Source organism: Shewanella sp. ECSMB14101, assembly GCF_000773485.1.
Taxonomy (GTDB): Bacteria; Pseudomonadota; Gammaproteobacteria; order Enterobacterales; family Shewanellaceae; genus Shewanella; species Shewanella marisflavi.
The window spans coordinates 25,973-42,299 of sequence record NZ_JSFF01000014.1 but is presented as its reverse complement, the minus strand read 5'-3'; the positions used below and the strand labels follow the sequence as shown (position 1 = coordinate 42,299).

The following is a 16,327-nucleotide window of genomic DNA, read 5'->3' as shown; positions in this document are numbered from 1 at the left end:
TCATTTATTTGGGTGGTTATCTGTAATGACTGATCTTGAAGAAGCGCTGGCTCTGCTTGCCGCGCCCTGTGTTGATGAGCGTTTCTTTCAACGCGCTCTCAAGGCGCTTGCCTTGGTCAATCAATGTCGTTGGGCAGCCTTTGCCCGGCCTTCAACTCATCGAGGAAAAATCGAAGTAGTCGCCTTTTGCGATCTAAAACAAAGCATTCCCGGGTTTGAATTTGATTTAAAAGGCTCCCCCTGCGAAGCCATCTATGAGATGCGTTACCCCAACACCCATCTTTTATATGCTAACGATCTGCCTCTTCGCTTTCCCGATTTTCAACTCATTAAAGATCTGGGCGCAGTCAGCTACCAGGCTGAGTTGATCTTAGATGATGAGGGGCGCCCCATAGGACATATTCTAGTCATGGATACCCTACCCCAGCGTGAGAATACTAAGTCCCGCGAATTTTTCAGATTATTGGCGCAGCGTATCGGCATCGAATATAAACGACTCTTACTCTCCAGGGAGCTATCTGTGCATAAGGAGATGATCGCCTCGACCCATCATATGATGTCTTTTGTCGATCAGGATTATCGCTATCTAGTCGTTTCTAAAGGTTATGAGCATATGCTCAACTGCGATGCCAGCGATATTATTGGTAAACATGTCAGCGAGATCCACGGTAAAACTATCTTTAATGACTATTTAAAACCGCTACTGGACAAAACTCTGGCTGGCGAGTCAGTCAACACCCAGACTAAAATCCACCCACCTTCTCATACTGAGCCTCAATATTTAAATGTGCATCATAATCCGCATCTGGATGAAAACGGCCAAATCAAAGGGGTCATAGTATCTGCCCACAACATTACCGAACTGCAAAAGGCCAAAGAGAAGAGTGAGTACCTGGCGCTCCACGACTCACTGACCAAATTACCTAACCGTCTCGCCCTGTTTAATCGTTTTTCAGAGATACTCCCCGAGCTTCCACCGCAGGAGATAAGCTTAGCCGTGCTCTATCTCGATTTGGACGATTTCAAGTTAATCAATGACAACTACAATCATCAAATCGGGGACAAAGTATTACAAGGGGTAGCCGAGATTCTCAGGCAAGCCTGTCCTCAGGCCGAGATGGTAGCGCGCATCGGCGGTGATGAGTTTATTATCCTGCATAGTTTTAAAACACAAGACAGTGCAGAGAAACAAAGGCAGTTAAACCAGCTGTGCCAGCAACTCAATCAGATGCTAGATGAAGGGATATACCATGAAAGCGAGCACTTACGTCTTGCGGCCAGTATTGGCTGTCATTGGGTCAATCCTGAACAGAGAGACGTTTCGGCACTGATCTGCCAAGCTGACAAATCTATGTACCGAAACAAAAAGCAGAAACGGCTAAACTAAGCTTGGCCGGTAATAAGGGGTAACAACTCCAATGGCCGTGCCGCAATGGCTACTGGGTTAGCTTCACTCAATTTTTGCGCCGAATGAGCACCGTAACTTACACCGATACCATCTATGCCAGCATTGTTGGCCATATTGAGGTCGTGCACCGAATCACCAATCATCACCGCCTTCTCAGGTGCCACACCTACGAGCTCAAGTAGCTCATGCAGCATCTGCGGATGGGGCTTACTCTTAGCTTCATCCGCACAACGACTCGCCATAAAATGTTCAACGAAACCTGTCTCGTTGAGCACCCTGTCTAAGCCAGCGCGAGCTTTGCCTGTTGCCACCGCTAATTGATGACCCGAGGCTTTGAGCGTTACCAATAACTGTTCTGCCCCTTCAAACACAGGGCTTGGCGTCTGATTCAACTGTAAATATTGCTTTCGATAAACATCGATCATGGCTTTGCGAGTCTGCTGACAGGCACTTGGATGTAGAACATTTAACGCCTCATCCATAGACAAGCCAATAATATCGCGGATCGATGATTCGCTTGGCACCATCATGCTCAACTCGATGGCGGTCTGCTGCATACAGGCAACAATCTTGCTCACCGAATCCATTAGGGTGCCATCCCAGTCGAAAATGACTAATTCGTATCGTTTCATGCCTTATCCAACTTATCCAATAACTTTTGTAATACAGTATCGAGTGGCGCCTTAACCTGCATTATCTCTTCTGTCACTGGATGGGTAAACTTAAGCTGCGCTGCGTGCAAAAATAGGCGATTAAGCCCTAATTCACGCATGGCGTCATCGAACTTTTGCTCGCTATATTTATCGTCACAGGCAATGGGATGACCCGCATATTGGCAATGTACGCGGATCTGGTGCGTTCGGCCTGTCACAGGACTGGCCTGCACTAAGGTCGCCCCCTTATAGCGCTGCTTTATCTTAAAGCGAGTCTCTGAAGGTTTACCTTCTTGGTTCACCCGCACGATACGCTCACCCGACTTCAGCGTTAATTTAAGTAGCGGCGCATTAACCACTTTATCATGGCTCTGCCATTCGCCGCGCACTAAGGCAAAGTAGTCTTTCTGCATCTTCTTATAACGCAACTGATCATGTAGATGTTTCAGGGCGCTGCGCTTCTTAGCAATAAGCAAGACACCAGAGGTATCCTTATCGAGACGATGAACCAATTCAAGAAACTTCTGCTGCGGCCTTAGAGAGCGCATCGCTTCGATGACACCAAAGTCGACGCCGCTACCACCATGGACAGCGATCCCCGCGGGCTTATTGAGTACAATAATCGCCTTATCTTCAAATAAGATGCGCTCTTCTAACTGAGACACCTTGGTCAACTTAGCACTCGGACCTGGCTTATCCTCGTTGCTAGATACCCTGACAGGCGGGATCCTGACCACGTCACCATCTTGCAACTTGTACTCAGGCTTAATACGTTTCTTATTGACCCGTACCTCACCCTTACGCACAATCCGATAGATCATGCTCTTAGGTACGCCTTTCAGTTTAGTGACTAAAAAGTTATCGATTCGCTGGCCCAAATGGTCCTCATCTATGGTGACCAACTCGACCTTGTTTAAAGCTTGTTGACTATTCATGCTACGCCTTGTCTCTTTCAAGCCGCATATTGTACATCAGATAAGAAGTTTTGTGCCTTTCCATTTGCTGATTTTCTGGATTGTTGCTATATTTGCCACGCGAATGGGGATAAATAGTGAATAAAGTGTTCACAAATCGCCCAAAGCAAGCGCGAAGAGCGGAGACTAAAAGATATTTTTACTGAGTAGTAAGTTATTGACTTACAGGTTGTTATACAAAAATAAACCGAGAAAACGAGTTTAAACAACTAAACACAGTATGAATACCACATTTCAAAGTGGTTTCTCTAAGAATAGCGCCCCAAATTCGAAGTTTAATTTTAACTTGTCGTCAGACGAGCACATATCGATTTTGGCATTACCGGAAAGCACATTAGAATTTATGGGGTTGGTTGACGTTTTACAACGAATTCCTTGTTTTTAGCGATTTTAAAAAATAAGCCATAAATAGGATGCGACACGCAGCGATTGCGTCTTACAAAGATTGCGCACCTTTGCCCAGACCCAAGCCGTGAGGCTTTGCTCGTCAATTCTGGGCCCGTAATGCATCGAAAAAGCTTGGTTTGATGACCTTATTTTAAGAAGAAATACGTCATCATGAAACGGATGTTAATTAATGCGACTCAATCTGAAGAGTTGCGCGTTGCCCTAGTTGATGGGCAACAACTGTACGATCTAGACATCGAAAGTCCAGGTCACGAGCAGAAAAAAGCCAATATTTACAAAGGTAAAATTACCCGCGTAGAACCTTCACTCGAAGCGGCTTTCGTTGACTATGGTGCAGAGCGCCACGGTTTCCTTCCCCTCAAAGAGATTGCACGCGAATACTTCCCCAAAGGCTACTCCTTCCAAGGCCGTCCTAACATTAAAGAAGTCATTAAAGAAGGTCAGGAAGTCATTGTTCAGATTGATAAAGAAGAGCGTGGCAACAAGGGCGCGGCCCTTACCACCTTCATCAGCCTGGCAGGTTCATACCTAGTATTGATGCCTAACAACCCTCGTGCTGGCGGGATATCACGCCGTATCGAAGGTGATGAGCGTACCGAACTCAAAGCGGCTATGTCTGAGCTTGAAGTGCCACAAGGCATGGGGCTTATCGTTCGCACCGCCGGTGTAGGCAAAGACGCAGCTGAGCTAAAATGGGATCTTAAGGTGCTTCAGCACCACTGGGCCGCCATCGAAGAGGCAGCGCAAAACCGTCCAGCACCTTTCCTGATCCATCAGGAAAGTAATGTTATCGTACGCGCCATCCGTGACTACTTACGTCGCGATGTAGGCGAAGTGTTGATCGACCACCAACGTATCTACGAACAAGCCAAACAACACGTGGCTCTCGTTCGTCCTGACTTCGTTGATCGTATCAAGCGCTATGAAGCAGAAGTGCCTCTCTTTACCCATTTCCAGATTGAAACCCAGATCGAGTCAGCCTTCCAACGTGAAGTACGCCTGCCATCGGGTGGCTCTATTGTGATCGATCCTACTGAGGCTCTAACCTCTATCGATATCAACTCTGCCCGCGCAACTAAAGGCGGTGACATCGAAGAGACGGCACTCAACACCAACCTTGAAGCGGCTGACGAAATTGCCCGTCAGTTGCGTCTGCGTGACTTAGGCGGTCTGGTGGTTATCGACTTTATCGATATGACACCCGTCAGACACCAGCGCGAAGTGGAAAACAGAATGCGCGATGCCGTACATCACGACAGAGCTCGCGTTCAATTAGGCCGTATCTCTCGCTTTGGTCTGATGGAGATGTCTCGTCAACGTCTGCGCCCATCGCTTGAAGAGTCTGCCGCGCACCTCTGCCCTCGCTGTCACGGCCAAGGTACGATTCGTGGTACAGAATCTCTAGCGCTTTCTATTCTGCGTCTGATGGAAGAAGAAGCGATTAAAGAGAACACCTCTCAAATCGAAGCTGTTGTACCTGTCGATGTAGCCGCCTTCCTGCTTAACGAAAAGCGCAAGGCTATTCGCATCACAGAGCAGCGCCACAATGTCGAAGTCTATGTGATCCCAGATCCAAACATGACTACGCCTGACTATCGTGTGACACGTCATCGTAAAGATGATCAAATTAGCGAATCTAGCTACAAGTTACTGGAGAAGCCAGAATCTAAGCTTTACGAACCCCGTAAGCTTGAACGCGCCGCCTCTCCTGAGCCAGCACTAAAAGGTTTCTCAGCACCCGCTAAGGCTGCCCCTGTCAGCGAAAAGCCTGCTCCTGTGAAGGAAGTGGCTAAAACTCCTGCAGAACCTGGCCTCATCGCCAAGCTATTTACCGCTATTGGTAAACTATTTAGCAGCGAGCAAGAACAGCCGAAGGAAGAGAGCAAGAAAGAACAGCCTCGTCGCAACGCGCAAAACCGTAACAGTCGTCGTAACAACCGTCGCAACGACCCACGTAAGAGCCGCGATGAGAGCAGAGAGACCAAAGAAAGCGACAACAACAACAACAAGCGTAGCCGCAGCGCCAAGCCTGATGACGATAGTCGCGCCGCTAAGGGCCGCAATGATAAACGCCAAAAGCGTGATGAGAAGCCGCAAAGCCAAGCCAAGGAGACTGAAAGTCAAGAGCAGCAACCTAAGCAGGAAGCCGCTCGCGAACGTCGTCAACGCCGTAACATGCGCCGTAAGGTCCGTGTACAAACTGAGCAGCAAAAAGCCGATGAGGCCGCATTAGCTCTCGAGGTTGCCGAGCAGGCAAACGAGAAGCCAGTTCAGGTTGAAGCCGATGCAGCCAAGACGGATGATAAACCACAACGTCAAAAGCGTCAGCCACGTAAGAGCAAGCCAAAGCAGGAAAAAGTTAAGACTGAAGATGAAGCGCTGACTAACCCAGTCGAAGGCGAAGAGCAGACAGAAACAGCAGCACCTCAAGTTGAAAAACAGGTCGCTGACGTTGAAGCCCAAGCCGATACTGCAAAAGCTGATGTTGTAAAAGCTGAACCCGCAGAGGCCACCGCATCTGAAGAGGAAACCACCGAGGCTTCAGGCCAAGAAGGTGATACTGAATCTAAGCGCGAGCCTCGTGAAGGACAGCGTCGTAGTCGCCGCAGCCCTCGTCATCTCCGCGCCGCGGGCCAACGCCGTCGTCGTGATGAAGAAAGCAACGGTGAAGCCAATCAAAATGTCGAACCTGCGTTTATTCCAAATGATGTGGAAACCGCGCCAATCCTCTCAGTTGAGCAGGAAGCAACAGAAACTGGTAACCATGTCGATGACACAGTACAAGAGAAGCTCACTCAAGAGAGTGTTGCCAATCAACCAGAAGCGCAAGACGCTGATGTCGTCAACGAAAAAGGCGAAGCTGCTAAAGAGGAAGTAAAGGCCAAACCTAAACGCCGCGCACCTAAAGCAAAAGCCGTTGCAGAAGAAACTGAGGCAGATAACACGCAACAAAATCTGCCACTAGCTGAGGAGGCTCAGGCTAGCCTGAAAGAGGAAGTTCAGGTAGAACTAGACTTGACCAGCACAGTTGAAGAAGTCAACGAAAGCCAAGCTGAACAAGCGCCAATAAGTGAGCCAGTGGCTACTGAAGCGCAAGCAGTTGAAGTTGCACCGGCAGAAACCTCGAAACAAGAGCAAAAGCCTGCGCAAGTTGAAACTCCATCAGTTGACGTCGCAGCCAAAGTTGTTGAAACAGAGGTTGTGGTTGAGACTGCAGCACAAAGTGCAGTTAATGAGCCAGCACAGTCAGAGGCTGAACCAGTCGTGACTAAAGTTGAGAGTGTGAAGGTTGCAGCAACACAAGTGGCCTCAGCACCAATGGCTAAGCCAGCTCAGGTACAAGCGCCTCAAGTTAAGGTTGCTGTAAAACCAGCCTCCGCGGTTGAAGCGAGTACGCCATCGCCAAAAGCGGAAGATAAGGTTGCAGCAAGAACCACTAGCCGTTTTGGTGCTATGGTGAGTTCGACTATGACCAAACCTGAAGTCGAAGCCAAAGCCCATGTAGAGATCCCATCGGGTCGCCAATATGAGCAAACGGCGAAGGAGGCAGCGGCTGAGACAACCAAGCGCGCCAACAGCGCAAATTCGGAAATGGCTCGTCCCTAGGGTATAATTAGCCTCAACTAAAAAAGCCATGCACTATCGCATGGCTTTTTATTTTATTGGCGCAACTATTTTGCTAGTATGCGCGGCCGATAATCATTCAACTAACAAACTAATAACAGAGGCTAAATGTTCGATCTTATTCGTCACAAAACTGCCAGTCACAGGGCTGACTTGTTATCCGGACTCACGGTTGCCTTGGCACTGGTTCCCGAAGCTGTAGCATTTGCATTCGTTGCGGGTGTTGAACCTATGGTAGGCCTATATGCAGCCTTCATCATGGGACTGGTGACGGCGCTAATTGGCGGCCGGCCCGGCATGATCTCCGGCGCGACGGGTGCTATGGCTGTGGTTATGGTGGCTCTGGTTGCCGAACATGGCGTGCAGTATCTCTTTGCCGCTGTGGTGTTGGCAGGCCTCATACAGGTCGCCTGTGGCCTGCTAAAACTAGGAAAGTTTATCCGTATTGTGCCCTATCCTGTCATGATAGGCTTCGTTAACGGCTTGGCGATCGTGATCTTTCTCGCCCAGCTGGGGCAGTTTAAAGTTCCCGATGCCAACGGCGTATTAACTTGGCTACCACAGGACCAGTTATTGCTGATGTTAGGGCTAGTGGCATTAACCATGGCCATTATCCACTTTCTACCTAAGCTAACCACGGCATTTCCCTCATCCCTGGCGGCAATTCTTACCGTAACGGCCATCGTAGTCTACTTCGAACTCGATACCCGAAATGTATTGGATTTCTTAAAATCCATGACGGGAGAAGAGGATGCCACCATCGCAGGGAGTCTACCAAGCTTCTCGATTCCGGCTATTCCATTCAGTTTGGAAACCCTCTACATCATTCTACCCTACTCCTTTGTTCTGGCTGCTGTGGGCCTAATCGAGTCGCTGTTAACCCTAACGGTGATCGACGAAATGACCAGTACCCGAGGTAAAGGCAATAAGGAGTGTGTCGGCCAGGGAATAGGTAATATCACCAGTGGTTTCTTTGGAGCCATGGGGGGCTGTGCCATGATTGGTCAGTCAATGATCAACATCAACTCTGGTGGCCGAGGTCGCCTGTCAGGCATCACAGCAGCCATCGCGCTACTCGCCTTTATCCTGTTTGGCTCGGCACTGATTGAGATGATCCCGCTAGCGGCGCTGGTTGGTGTGATGTTCATGGTGGTATTAGGCACCTTTGAATGGGCCAGCTTTAAGGTAATGCGTAAAGTACCTAAACATGACGCCTTCGTGATTGTTCTGGTAACGGTTGTAACCGTATTTACTGACCTTGCCTTTGCTGTATTTGTCGGGGTGATCGTCTCGGCCCTAGTATTTGCTTGGGAGCACGCTAAACATATCAATGTCGATGTCAGCGAAGACGCTAACGGCTGGAAAGTCTATAAGCTTAATGGCCCGCTCTTCTTTGGCTCTGTTGCCGAGTTTTTAGAGCTGTTTCACGCCAAGACAGATCCTGAAGATGTGATTGTCGATTTCCAAAATTCTCGGGTATGTGATCACTCGGCGTTAGAAGCCATAGACACCCTGGCAGAGCGTTATGTCAGCTCTGGCAAGCGTCTACACCTTCGTCACCTCAGCTATGACTGTAAGCAGTTACTCCACAAGGCTGGCGATCTGGTAGAGGTTAACTTAATCGAAGATCCACATTATAAGGTGGCCGACGACAAGTTAGACTCTTAAGCAAATCCACTTAAGCAAAAAGGCGCAGATTGCGCCTTTTTGCTTTCTTATACCGTGCCGGATTTTAGCCGCTGTTTAAACAAGGCCTTCACCTTCTCGACCTTAGGCTTAACCACCATCTGACAGTAGGGCTGTTCACTATTACGCTCAAAGTAGGCGTCATGATAATTCTCGGCAGGATAGAAAGTATCTAACGCTACCAGCTCAGTCACGATTGGCTTATCGAAGACATTGGCATCGGCGAGCTGCTTGATCATCTGAGTCGCTATCTTTATCTGCACATCATTATGGGCAAATATCGCCGAACGATATTGGGTTCCCACGTCATTACCCTGTCGATTAAGCGTGGTGGGATCATGACTTTGCCAGAATACCTCTAGCAACTCTTCAAAGCTGATGATGTGGCTATCAAACTCTATCTGCACCACCTCCGCATGCCCTGTATCACCGCCGCAAACTTCACGATAGTTAGCCGTTGTAGCGTCACCACCTGCGTAACCCGACTTTACCGAGATAACCCCTCTTAGCTGAGCAAAAATAGCCTCCAAACACCAGAAACAGCCTCCCGCCAATGTCGCCCACTGTATATGGCTGTCGGCCGCCTGAGACCTTGACTCCCCCTTAAACACCATGGAGACTGAATTTACACAGTGTCGAAGATTTTTTTCTGTCAAATACTCCCCTTCAAACAGATGTCCAAGGTGCCCACCGCACTGGTGGCACACTATTTCAGTGCGATGTCCATCGGCATCCGGAACCCGTTTCACTGCGCCTGGGATCTCATCATCAAAGGCTGGCCAGCCACAATGCGCATTAAACTTGTGCTCAGACAGGTAAAGCGGTGCATCGCAGCGCTTACAATGGTATACACCAGGCGCATCGTGCTGATTGTATTCACCACTAAAGGGCCGCTCAGTGCCCTTATCTTCAATAACATGCCTTTCAAATTCAGTTAGTTTGCGCATAGTTAAATACTCTTACTCTTCCATACTTCTATTACTACCACTGACGCGGCTAGACCGCTTTCATATCACATAATAAAAGAGACAACAGCAGATAAAGACCCACTATTTTACTAGGTTATTTCAGTATTATAATCTTTTTTCAGCTGTTTAGTAGCTAATGGCTGATTGTAGTATTGAAATGGCACTCCAAAAACTCATTCATTTCCTTAATCAAACAATATAAATGTGATTTTAGTCACGCCCGATTGCCCTGAAAGGATCGCGGCGGTACACTTTCTGCGGGGTTCAATAACAAGAAAACAAAATATGAAATTAGAAACAATAGACTACCGCGCCCAAGACAGTGCCAAGCGATTCGTCGAGTCCTTACGCGAAACTGGATTTGGCGTACTCACCAACCACCCAATCGACAAAAATTTAGTCGATAAGATCTATGAAGAGTGGCAAGCCTTCTTCAACAGCAATGAGAAACAAGACTATCTGTTTAAAGCCGAAACCCATGACGGCTTCTTTCCAGCCGAGGTATCAGAAACCGCCAAAGGCCATACAGTTAAAGATATTAAAGAGTACTACCACGTCTATCCCTGGGGACGTATTCCAGAATCACTCAAGGGGAACATCCTGCGCTATTACCAAGAAGCCAATGCCCTGGCGGAAGAGTTATTAGGTTGGGTTGAAGAGCACACCCCTGCCGAAGTTGCGGCCCACTACTCTATGGCGCTGCCAAAGATGATAGAGAACAGTCATAAGACCTTGCTGCGTATTTTGCACTATCCCCCCATGTCGGGAGATGAAGAGCTAGGCGCGATTCGCGCTGCTGCCCATGAAGATATCAATCTGCTCACCGTGCTACCTGCAGCTAACGAGCCTGGTCTTCAAGTGCAAACCAAATCCGGTGAGTGGTTGGATGTACCGAGTGATTTCGGCAACCTGATCATCAATATTGGCGATATGTTACAAGAAGCATCCCGCGGCTACTTCCCGTCGACGACCCACAGAGTGGTCAACCCTCAAGGTGCCGATAAGACACGTTCGCGGATCTCGCTGCCCCTCTTTCTCCACCCTAAGCCAGAAGTCGTGCTTTCCGAGCGCTACACCGCCGATAGCTACCTGATGGAGCGTTTACGCGAATTAGGCGTTATTTGACGACATACACTATGATAAAAAGCGCCTGTTGGCGCTTTTTATTTATGATTTTTAAGCCATATCAAGGTAAAATCCCTCCCCAAATTTTCAAGAAATAGAGTACAAAGATGGCAATTCAGTGGTTTCCGGGTCATATGCACAAGGCACGCAAAGAGATTGCAGAGGTCATGCCTCAGGTCGACTTGGTGATCGAGGTGCTCGATGCCCGTATTCCCTACAGCAGCGAAAACCCTATGGTCACCAGTTTGCGTGGTGATAGACCCTGTATCAAGCTACTCAATAAATCAGATCTTGCCGATCCGGCCATCACCCAGCGATGGATTGACTACCTTGAACAGGAACAAGGGGTTAAGGCTATGGCCATCACCACCTTACAAGCAGCTCAAGTACGCAAAGTACCTGAATTATGCCGTAAGTTGGTTCCCAATCGTGACACCGTCGAGAAAGATATTCGCACCATGATAATGGGCATTCCCAACGTAGGTAAGTCAACGATTATCAATACCTTGGCGGGAAGAGTGATTGCCAAGACAGGTAATGAGCCCGCTGTCACTAAAACGCAGCAGCGCATAAACCTGAAAAATGGCATCGTGCTCTCTGATACGCCCGGCATACTCTGGCCCAAAGTAGATAACGAAGCCAGTGGTTATCGTCTGGCGGTGACAGGTGCCATTAAAGATACGGCAATGGAATATGAAGATGTAGCCATGTTTGCCGCCGAGTACTTCTTACAAGCCTATCCAGAGGCGATGCTGGAGCGTTATAAGCTGAAAGAGCTACCCAAGGACGACATAGGCTTGCTGGAAGCCATTGGACGTAAGCGCGGCGCTCTCAGACCCGGCGGCAGAATCGATCTGCACAAGGCCTCTGAACTGCTACTACACGAATTCCGCTCGGGTAAAATAGGCCAGTTGTCACTGGAAACCCCTGAGATGGCCGAAGCCGAGAAGGCAGAAGTAGCACGAATCCTGGCCGAAAAAGAAGCCGAGAAGCAAGCCAAGCTAGAGGCTGAACGATTAAAGCGCTCAGGAGTGCGCCACAACGATTAATCTGTGTCTGTTTTCGCTCGACAATGACAAATGAGAGCGACGATACCATGAGATTGCGATGAGCCATGAAAGGGCTCATCGCCATTCAAATTAAGGTGCAATACGAAGCAATAGCTGCTCACAGCTGGCCTCGAGGAGATCAAGCACCTGCTCAAATCCCTCATCACCACCATAATAAGGATCTGGTACTTCACGCTCCCCCTCGCCTAAAAAAAAGAGCATTAATGCCAGCTTAGACTGATGCTGAGCCGGACAGCGCCCTCTTAACTCACGCAGATTAGCCTTATCTGCCGCTAATATCAGATCAAAACGTTCAAAATCTTCATCCACCACGCCCCTCGCCTTAATACCGCTAAAATCTAACCCTCGACGCTCACCCGCCAGACGTGCTCGCCTATCAGGCCCTTCCCCCTCATGATAGGCCGAGGTGCCCGCCGAATCACAAACCAAAGTGAGACCACGTTTAGCAAGTAATCCCCTGAAAACCGCCTCGGCCGTTGGCGACCGACAAATATTACCCAAACAGACAAAGAGTACTGAGCTAACTGAAGACATAATTTTCCTTTTACTCTATAGCGGCTCTCTAATGCGCAAAAAACTGGCAAATCTCGGCACGCCCTTACTGGTATAGCCATAATACTTGTAGGTAACGGTACTGCCAATGGCTGGCGGCTGGCGGCGCTGGGCATCACTAAAGCCGCTACCGATTTTAAAACGAATCCCTTTACTGGTTTCAACCAACAGCGCCCCCATCATGCCTTGGTACTTACCTTTGCCTGGCAGATGAGCGAGCACCTTTGCCTCCGCATCTTGATAAGATTTAACTTTAACCAGATCGCCATTTCGTCCAGCACGGTAACGGGCACTTTCATGATGCAGCATCAAACCTTCACCACCTTGGGCGACAAGCTCTGCCAGGGCTCGATTCAACGCTTCTTGACTCTCGATGCGACTCTGTTTGATAACCTCAAGGAACTCTGACAGCTCAGAATAACGCTTTAGGGCCTCGGCGTAGCGTTCGCTAAAGGGTAATAGGATAGCCGGGTAGTCAAATACCATAAACTTGACGTCGCGCCACCGCTCTGGATTGGCATCCGAATCTCGTACCAAGGCCGAGATCTCTTCAAAGCCTTGGCGCTTAATCCAAAGTTCACCATCGAGTGGCTCGTTAGGAAAACCTTGAGTAAACCAAATAGGTAATTTAATAGGGTGCCCTGAGCGTGTCCACATTCTAGCGCCATCCCAGCGACCTCTCACACCATCGAACTTTTCACTAACCAGATACTCATACAACGGATGGCTAGCTTCCTTGCTACCGGCCAATTGCAAGCCAGATTGAGAGGCTGTTACGGTCGAGCCAACGCTATCATCTAGATTATCTGCTACTGACCAAGCTGAAATGCTCGTCATCAGCATCGTTAAGGTTAACCACCAAGGACAAAGATAGCGACTGAGATAATAAGTAGTGAAATGCATAAGCTCCTCCGTGAGCAAATGGATAATAAGACAAAGATTAAGTTTAGCGTAAAGCCTTTTAGGCTGATGTTTTGCTGGTTATGAGAGTGTTATACTAGCGCCCACTTTGAGACAGGGCCCCTCACACAGCACAATTTGCGCCACAAACGGACCCAATAAAACAATAGTAACGAATGGACACCTATGAAACCGGAAAATAACCACGGCATCAAACGCATCTTTAGGGCAACAGGTTTCTCTATCCAGGGCCTTAAACTCGCATGGCAATCAGAGGCTGCTTTTCGACAGGAATTAATCTTGGTCGCCTTCATGTTGCCGGTTGCCTTCTTACTCGACGTGACTGTGGTTGAGCGTATTCTTCTCATCATGACACTGATGATTGTCTTAATTGTCGAACTGCTTAATTCAGCCATAGAGGCGGTTGTAGATCGTATCGGCCCTGAGATCCACCCCCTCAGCGGTCAAGCAAAAGATATCGCCTCCGCAGCCGTGTTTATCGCATTGGTTCTTTGCGGGCTCACCTGGCTACTCATTATTTGGCCATTAATATTTTAAATTCTGCTCCGTTCTCTTCGCCTCTGGCACCTATTTTGAGGCGAAGAGAATAAACTTAACCTAACTCTCATATTCAACAAAAACGCTGCTACCTTGACATTTTTTGATACAAATCATTCACAATTAAAAATATCCTGCTAGAATGATTTACGTGCAAAAAAGTCTTACTAAAAAAATCAATAACTTATTATAATTATTAGTTGATAGAGGTTGTAGTTAGTGGTTAAATCGGTCGCCATATTAAGCTTAGGTCTAATAAGCTCTTCGGTATTCGCTGCAGGGACTGACAGCTCATATTCGGTATCGAAACCAGTAGAACCCAGCGAAGTCATGCTAAAAGTCGGCGGCTTCTACTCCAACTCTAACTCCAGCATGGATGTTACCAACCCGCTTCTGGGTAATAATTTCAAACTCGATTTCGAAGAAGACTTAGACTTAGAAGAGTCGCAATTTCTGCCGTTTTTTGAGGCAAGCTATCACTTTAATTCTCGCCACAGTATCTATGTCGATTGGAAACAGCTGCACCGTAAAGCAGAGGTACAGAAACTCACTGTGCCCTTTCAGGTCACCTTAGACGATCAGGTTTATGATATTCAGTCTGGTGCCAGGTTAGAAACCACCCTCAATATAGATATTGCGCGTCTAGGTTATGCTTATAACTTTTACCAAGGCAATAACTTTAACCTGGGAATGACACTTGGCTTGCACACCATGTTTATCAAGACGGCGTTTGATGGCGACATCGGTGTCTGCGCCAAGGGTGAGACCCTACAGCAATGCGCACAAACGGCCACCCCAAGATTTGTCGATGAAGAGGTAACGGCCCCGCTGCCTGATGTAGGCCTGTATGGCGACTATGAGTTTAGCCCAGGCTTTAAATTTAATGCCCACGCCCAATATTTCTACATCAAACTCGATGATATCAAGGGAAGCTTGGTGGATATTCGTGCAGGTGTCGAAGCCGAAATCACTAAGAACTGGCATATGTCAGCCTCCTTTAACTACTACAAGGTCGATGTCGATTTTAAGCGTAATGGCTCAGATGAGCTGAATGTCGCCGACTACAACCTTTATTACAGCTTTATTGGCCCTATGTTGTCGGTCAGCTACCGCTTCTAATCACCAGCCTATTACTTAACCATAAAACTGATAACAGACCCAGATGGCGGCGCAGATCCCTGCAAAGTCTGCGCTAAGCCCACACACTAACGCGTGGCGGCCATTACGTATCCCCACGGCGCCAAAATAGACGGCTAGCACATAAAAAGTGGTCTCAGTACTCCCCTGTAGGACCGCCGCCAAACGTCCGGAAAACGAATCTACCCCATGATACTGCATGGTTTCCAGCATCATAGCCCGCGCGCCAGAGCCGCTAAAGGGCTTCATCAGCGCTGTCGGCAAGGCATCGATAAAGCGGGTATCGCCACCTAATAAGTTAACCAGTGCTGCTATCACCCCAAGCAGATAATCGAGAGCCCCTGAGGCGCGCAGTAATGCAATCGCCAGCAACATGGCTAACAGATAGGGAATCAGCTGTACTGCCTGGGTAAACCCCTCTTTGGCGCCACTCACAAATTCATCATAGACCGCCACCTTGCGTAGCCCTGCGACCAAGATAAAACTAAAAATCAGTAGCACTAAGATGCCATTGCCCATCGTTGTTGAAAATTCGCCGATAGCAGTCACAGTCAAGGTGCCAAGGTAGAAAACCAAGGCCGACATTGCAGCCAACAGCAGGGCGCCATACCCGAGTATGACGCTATTAAATAACGATATCCTTTGATACAGCGCCACGACCAATACACCAACCAGGGTCGAAGCCGTCGTCGCCAACAAGATAGGTAGAAAGATATCCGCCGGCGCCTCGGCACCTTGCTGGGCGCGGTAGAGGAATACCGTCACGGGAACTAAGGTCACCGAGGAAGTATTGAGCACCAGAAAAAGGATCTGTGCGTTGGTGGCCACACTCTTCACCGGATTGAGCGTTTGCAAGTCATGCATCGCCTTAAGCCCTAAAGGTGTTGCAGCGTTGTCCAGTCCGAGTACATTGGCAGTCAGATTCATTGTCACACTGCCAAAAGCGGGATGCCCTCTTGGCACCTCTGGCATCAGGCGACTTAGCAAGGGCTCAAATAGCAGTGCAAAAACACCGACTACACCTGCTTTTTCACCGACACGCATTAACCCCATCCACAAAGACAAGACGCCAATCAACCCCAAGGCAATTTCGGCGGCCAACTTGGCACTGGCAAATAGGGCATCGACCACAGCAGACAATATCTGCCATTGGCCTTGAAACAGGCTAATGACGATCGCCACTAAGGCGACGACAAAAAAGGCAAACCAAACACGATTTAACACCCGGGACTCCTTTCACCCAAAGCTTTACTCAAGGCGCAAT

General features: G+C 48.5%; 13 protein-coding genes. 7 read left to right on the top strand and 6 right to left on the bottom strand.

The window, feature by feature from the left end:
- Positions 1-25 precede the first annotated feature (25 nt).
- On the top strand, positions 26-1,387 hold the full coding sequence (locus tag NY07_RS11805) for a sensor domain-containing diguanylate cyclase (RefSeq protein WP_033539564.1): 1,362 nt from the start codon (positions 26-28) through the stop codon (positions 1,385-1,387).
- Here NY07_RS11805 and NY07_RS11800 read toward each other — a convergent pair.
- On the bottom strand, positions 1,384-2,040 hold the full coding sequence (locus NY07_RS11800; protein WP_033539563.1) for an HAD family hydrolase: 657 nt from the start codon (positions 2,038-2,040) through the stop codon (positions 1,384-1,386). The two genes, NY07_RS11805 and NY07_RS11800, sit on opposite strands and share 4 nt — an antisense overlap.
- On the bottom strand, positions 2,037-2,996 hold the full coding sequence (rluC, locus tag NY07_RS11795; protein WP_033539562.1) for a 23S rRNA pseudouridine(955/2504/2580) synthase RluC: 960 nt from the start codon (positions 2,994-2,996) through the stop codon (positions 2,037-2,039). The genes NY07_RS11800 and rluC overlap by 4 nt, the downstream gene beginning before the upstream one ends.
- A gap of 597 nt (positions 2,997-3,593) precedes the next feature.
- Here rluC and rne point away from each other — a divergent pair.
- Together rne and NY07_RS11785 are read left to right on the top strand one after the other, a co-directional pair.
- On the top strand, positions 3,594-7,049 hold the full coding sequence (gene rne, locus NY07_RS11790) for a ribonuclease E (protein WP_033539561.1): 3,456 nt from the start codon (positions 3,594-3,596) through the stop codon (positions 7,047-7,049).
- A gap of 126 nt (positions 7,050-7,175) precedes the next feature.
- The gene (locus tag NY07_RS11785) at positions 7,176-8,735 is read left to right on the top strand and encodes a SulP family inorganic anion transporter (protein WP_033539560.1); all 1,560 of its coding nucleotides are present in this window, start codon (positions 7,176-7,178) and stop codon (positions 8,733-8,735) included.
- Between the two features lie 47 nt (positions 8,736-8,782).
- On the opposite strand, the gene NY07_RS11780 is transcribed toward NY07_RS11785, so the two are convergent.
- Positions 8,783-9,700 (bottom strand): bifunctional methionine sulfoxide reductase B/A protein, encoded by a 918-nt coding sequence (locus tag NY07_RS11780; protein WP_033539559.1) that lies wholly within the window; start codon positions 9,698-9,700, stop codon positions 8,783-8,785.
- A gap of 306 nt (positions 9,701-10,006) precedes the next feature.
- On the opposite strand from NY07_RS11780, the gene NY07_RS11775 reads away from it, so the two are divergent.
- Both NY07_RS11775 and ylqF read left to right on the top strand, forming a co-directional pair.
- Entirely contained in the window at positions 10,007-10,846 is an 840-nt protein-coding gene (locus NY07_RS11775; protein ID WP_033539558.1) for an isopenicillin N synthase family dioxygenase, read from the top strand.
- Between the two features lie 107 nt (positions 10,847-10,953).
- Positions 10,954-11,895, top strand: a complete 942-nt coding sequence (gene ylqF, locus NY07_RS11770) for a ribosome biogenesis GTPase YlqF (protein WP_033539557.1) — start codon at positions 10,954-10,956, stop codon at positions 11,893-11,895.
- A 90-nt stretch (positions 11,896-11,985) separates the two neighbouring features.
- On the opposite strand, the gene NY07_RS11765 is transcribed toward ylqF, so the two are convergent.
- Positions 11,986-12,450 (bottom strand): low molecular weight protein-tyrosine-phosphatase, encoded by a 465-nt coding sequence (locus NY07_RS11765; protein WP_033539556.1) that lies wholly within the window; start codon positions 12,448-12,450, stop codon positions 11,986-11,988.
- Between the two features lie 15 nt (positions 12,451-12,465).
- Positions 12,466-13,371 (bottom strand): DNA ligase, encoded by a 906-nt coding sequence (locus NY07_RS11760; RefSeq protein ID WP_235363921.1) that lies wholly within the window; start codon positions 13,369-13,371, stop codon positions 12,466-12,468.
- Between the two features lie 183 nt (positions 13,372-13,554).
- Here NY07_RS11760 and NY07_RS11755 point away from each other — a divergent pair, with 183 nt between their 5' ends.
- Both NY07_RS11755 and NY07_RS11750 read left to right on the top strand, forming a co-directional pair.
- Positions 13,555-13,926, top strand: a complete 372-nt coding sequence (locus NY07_RS11755) for a diacylglycerol kinase (protein ID WP_033539555.1) — start codon at positions 13,555-13,557, stop codon at positions 13,924-13,926.
- Positions 13,927-14,145: 219 nt separating this feature from the next.
- Positions 14,146-15,045: a hypothetical protein gene (locus tag NY07_RS11750; protein WP_033539554.1), complete on the top strand. Its 900-nt coding sequence runs from the start codon at positions 14,146-14,148 to the stop codon at positions 15,043-15,045.
- Between the two features lie 15 nt (positions 15,046-15,060).
- Here the strand turns inward: NY07_RS11750 and NY07_RS11745 are convergent, their stop codons facing one another.
- Positions 15,061-16,287, bottom strand: coding sequence for a nucleoside recognition domain-containing protein (locus tag NY07_RS11745; protein WP_033539553.1), 1,227 nt, complete (start codon positions 16,285-16,287; stop codon positions 15,061-15,063).
- Positions 16,288-16,327: the final 40 nt, after the last annotated feature.

What these genes read in the sequence shown, in the direction of transcription:
- NY07_RS11755 (WP_033539555.1), top strand. Translation starts at nt 13,555, where the DNA reads ATGAAACCGGAAAATAACCACGGCATCAAACGCATCTTTAGGGCAACA.
- NY07_RS11760 (WP_235363921.1), bottom strand. Translation starts at nt 13,371, where the DNA reads ATGCATTTCACTACTTATTATCTCAGTCGCTATCTTTGTCCTTGGTGG.
- rne (WP_033539561.1), top strand. Translation starts at nt 3,594, where the DNA reads ATGAAACGGATGTTAATTAATGCGACTCAATCTGAAGAGTTGCGCGTT.
- NY07_RS11765 (WP_033539556.1), bottom strand. Translation starts at nt 12,450, where the DNA reads ATGTCTTCAGTTAGCTCAGTACTCTTTGTCTGTTTGGGTAATATTTGT.
- NY07_RS11805 (WP_033539564.1), top strand. Translation starts at nt 26, where the DNA reads ATGACTGATCTTGAAGAAGCGCTGGCTCTGCTTGCCGCGCCCTGTGTT.
- NY07_RS11785 (WP_033539560.1), top strand. Translation starts at nt 7,176, where the DNA reads ATGTTCGATCTTATTCGTCACAAAACTGCCAGTCACAGGGCTGACTTG.
- ylqF (WP_033539557.1), top strand. Translation starts at nt 10,954, where the DNA reads ATGGCAATTCAGTGGTTTCCGGGTCATATGCACAAGGCACGCAAAGAG.
- NY07_RS11800 (WP_033539563.1), bottom strand. Translation starts at nt 2,040, where the DNA reads ATGAAACGATACGAATTAGTCATTTTCGACTGGGATGGCACCCTAATG.
- NY07_RS11780 (WP_033539559.1), bottom strand. Translation starts at nt 9,700, where the DNA reads ATGCGCAAACTAACTGAATTTGAAAGGCATGTTATTGAAGATAAGGGC.
- rluC (WP_033539562.1), bottom strand. Translation starts at nt 2,996, where the DNA reads ATGAATAGTCAACAAGCTTTAAACAAGGTCGAGTTGGTCACCATAGAT.
- NY07_RS11775 (WP_033539558.1), top strand. Translation starts at nt 10,007, where the DNA reads ATGAAATTAGAAACAATAGACTACCGCGCCCAAGACAGTGCCAAGCGA.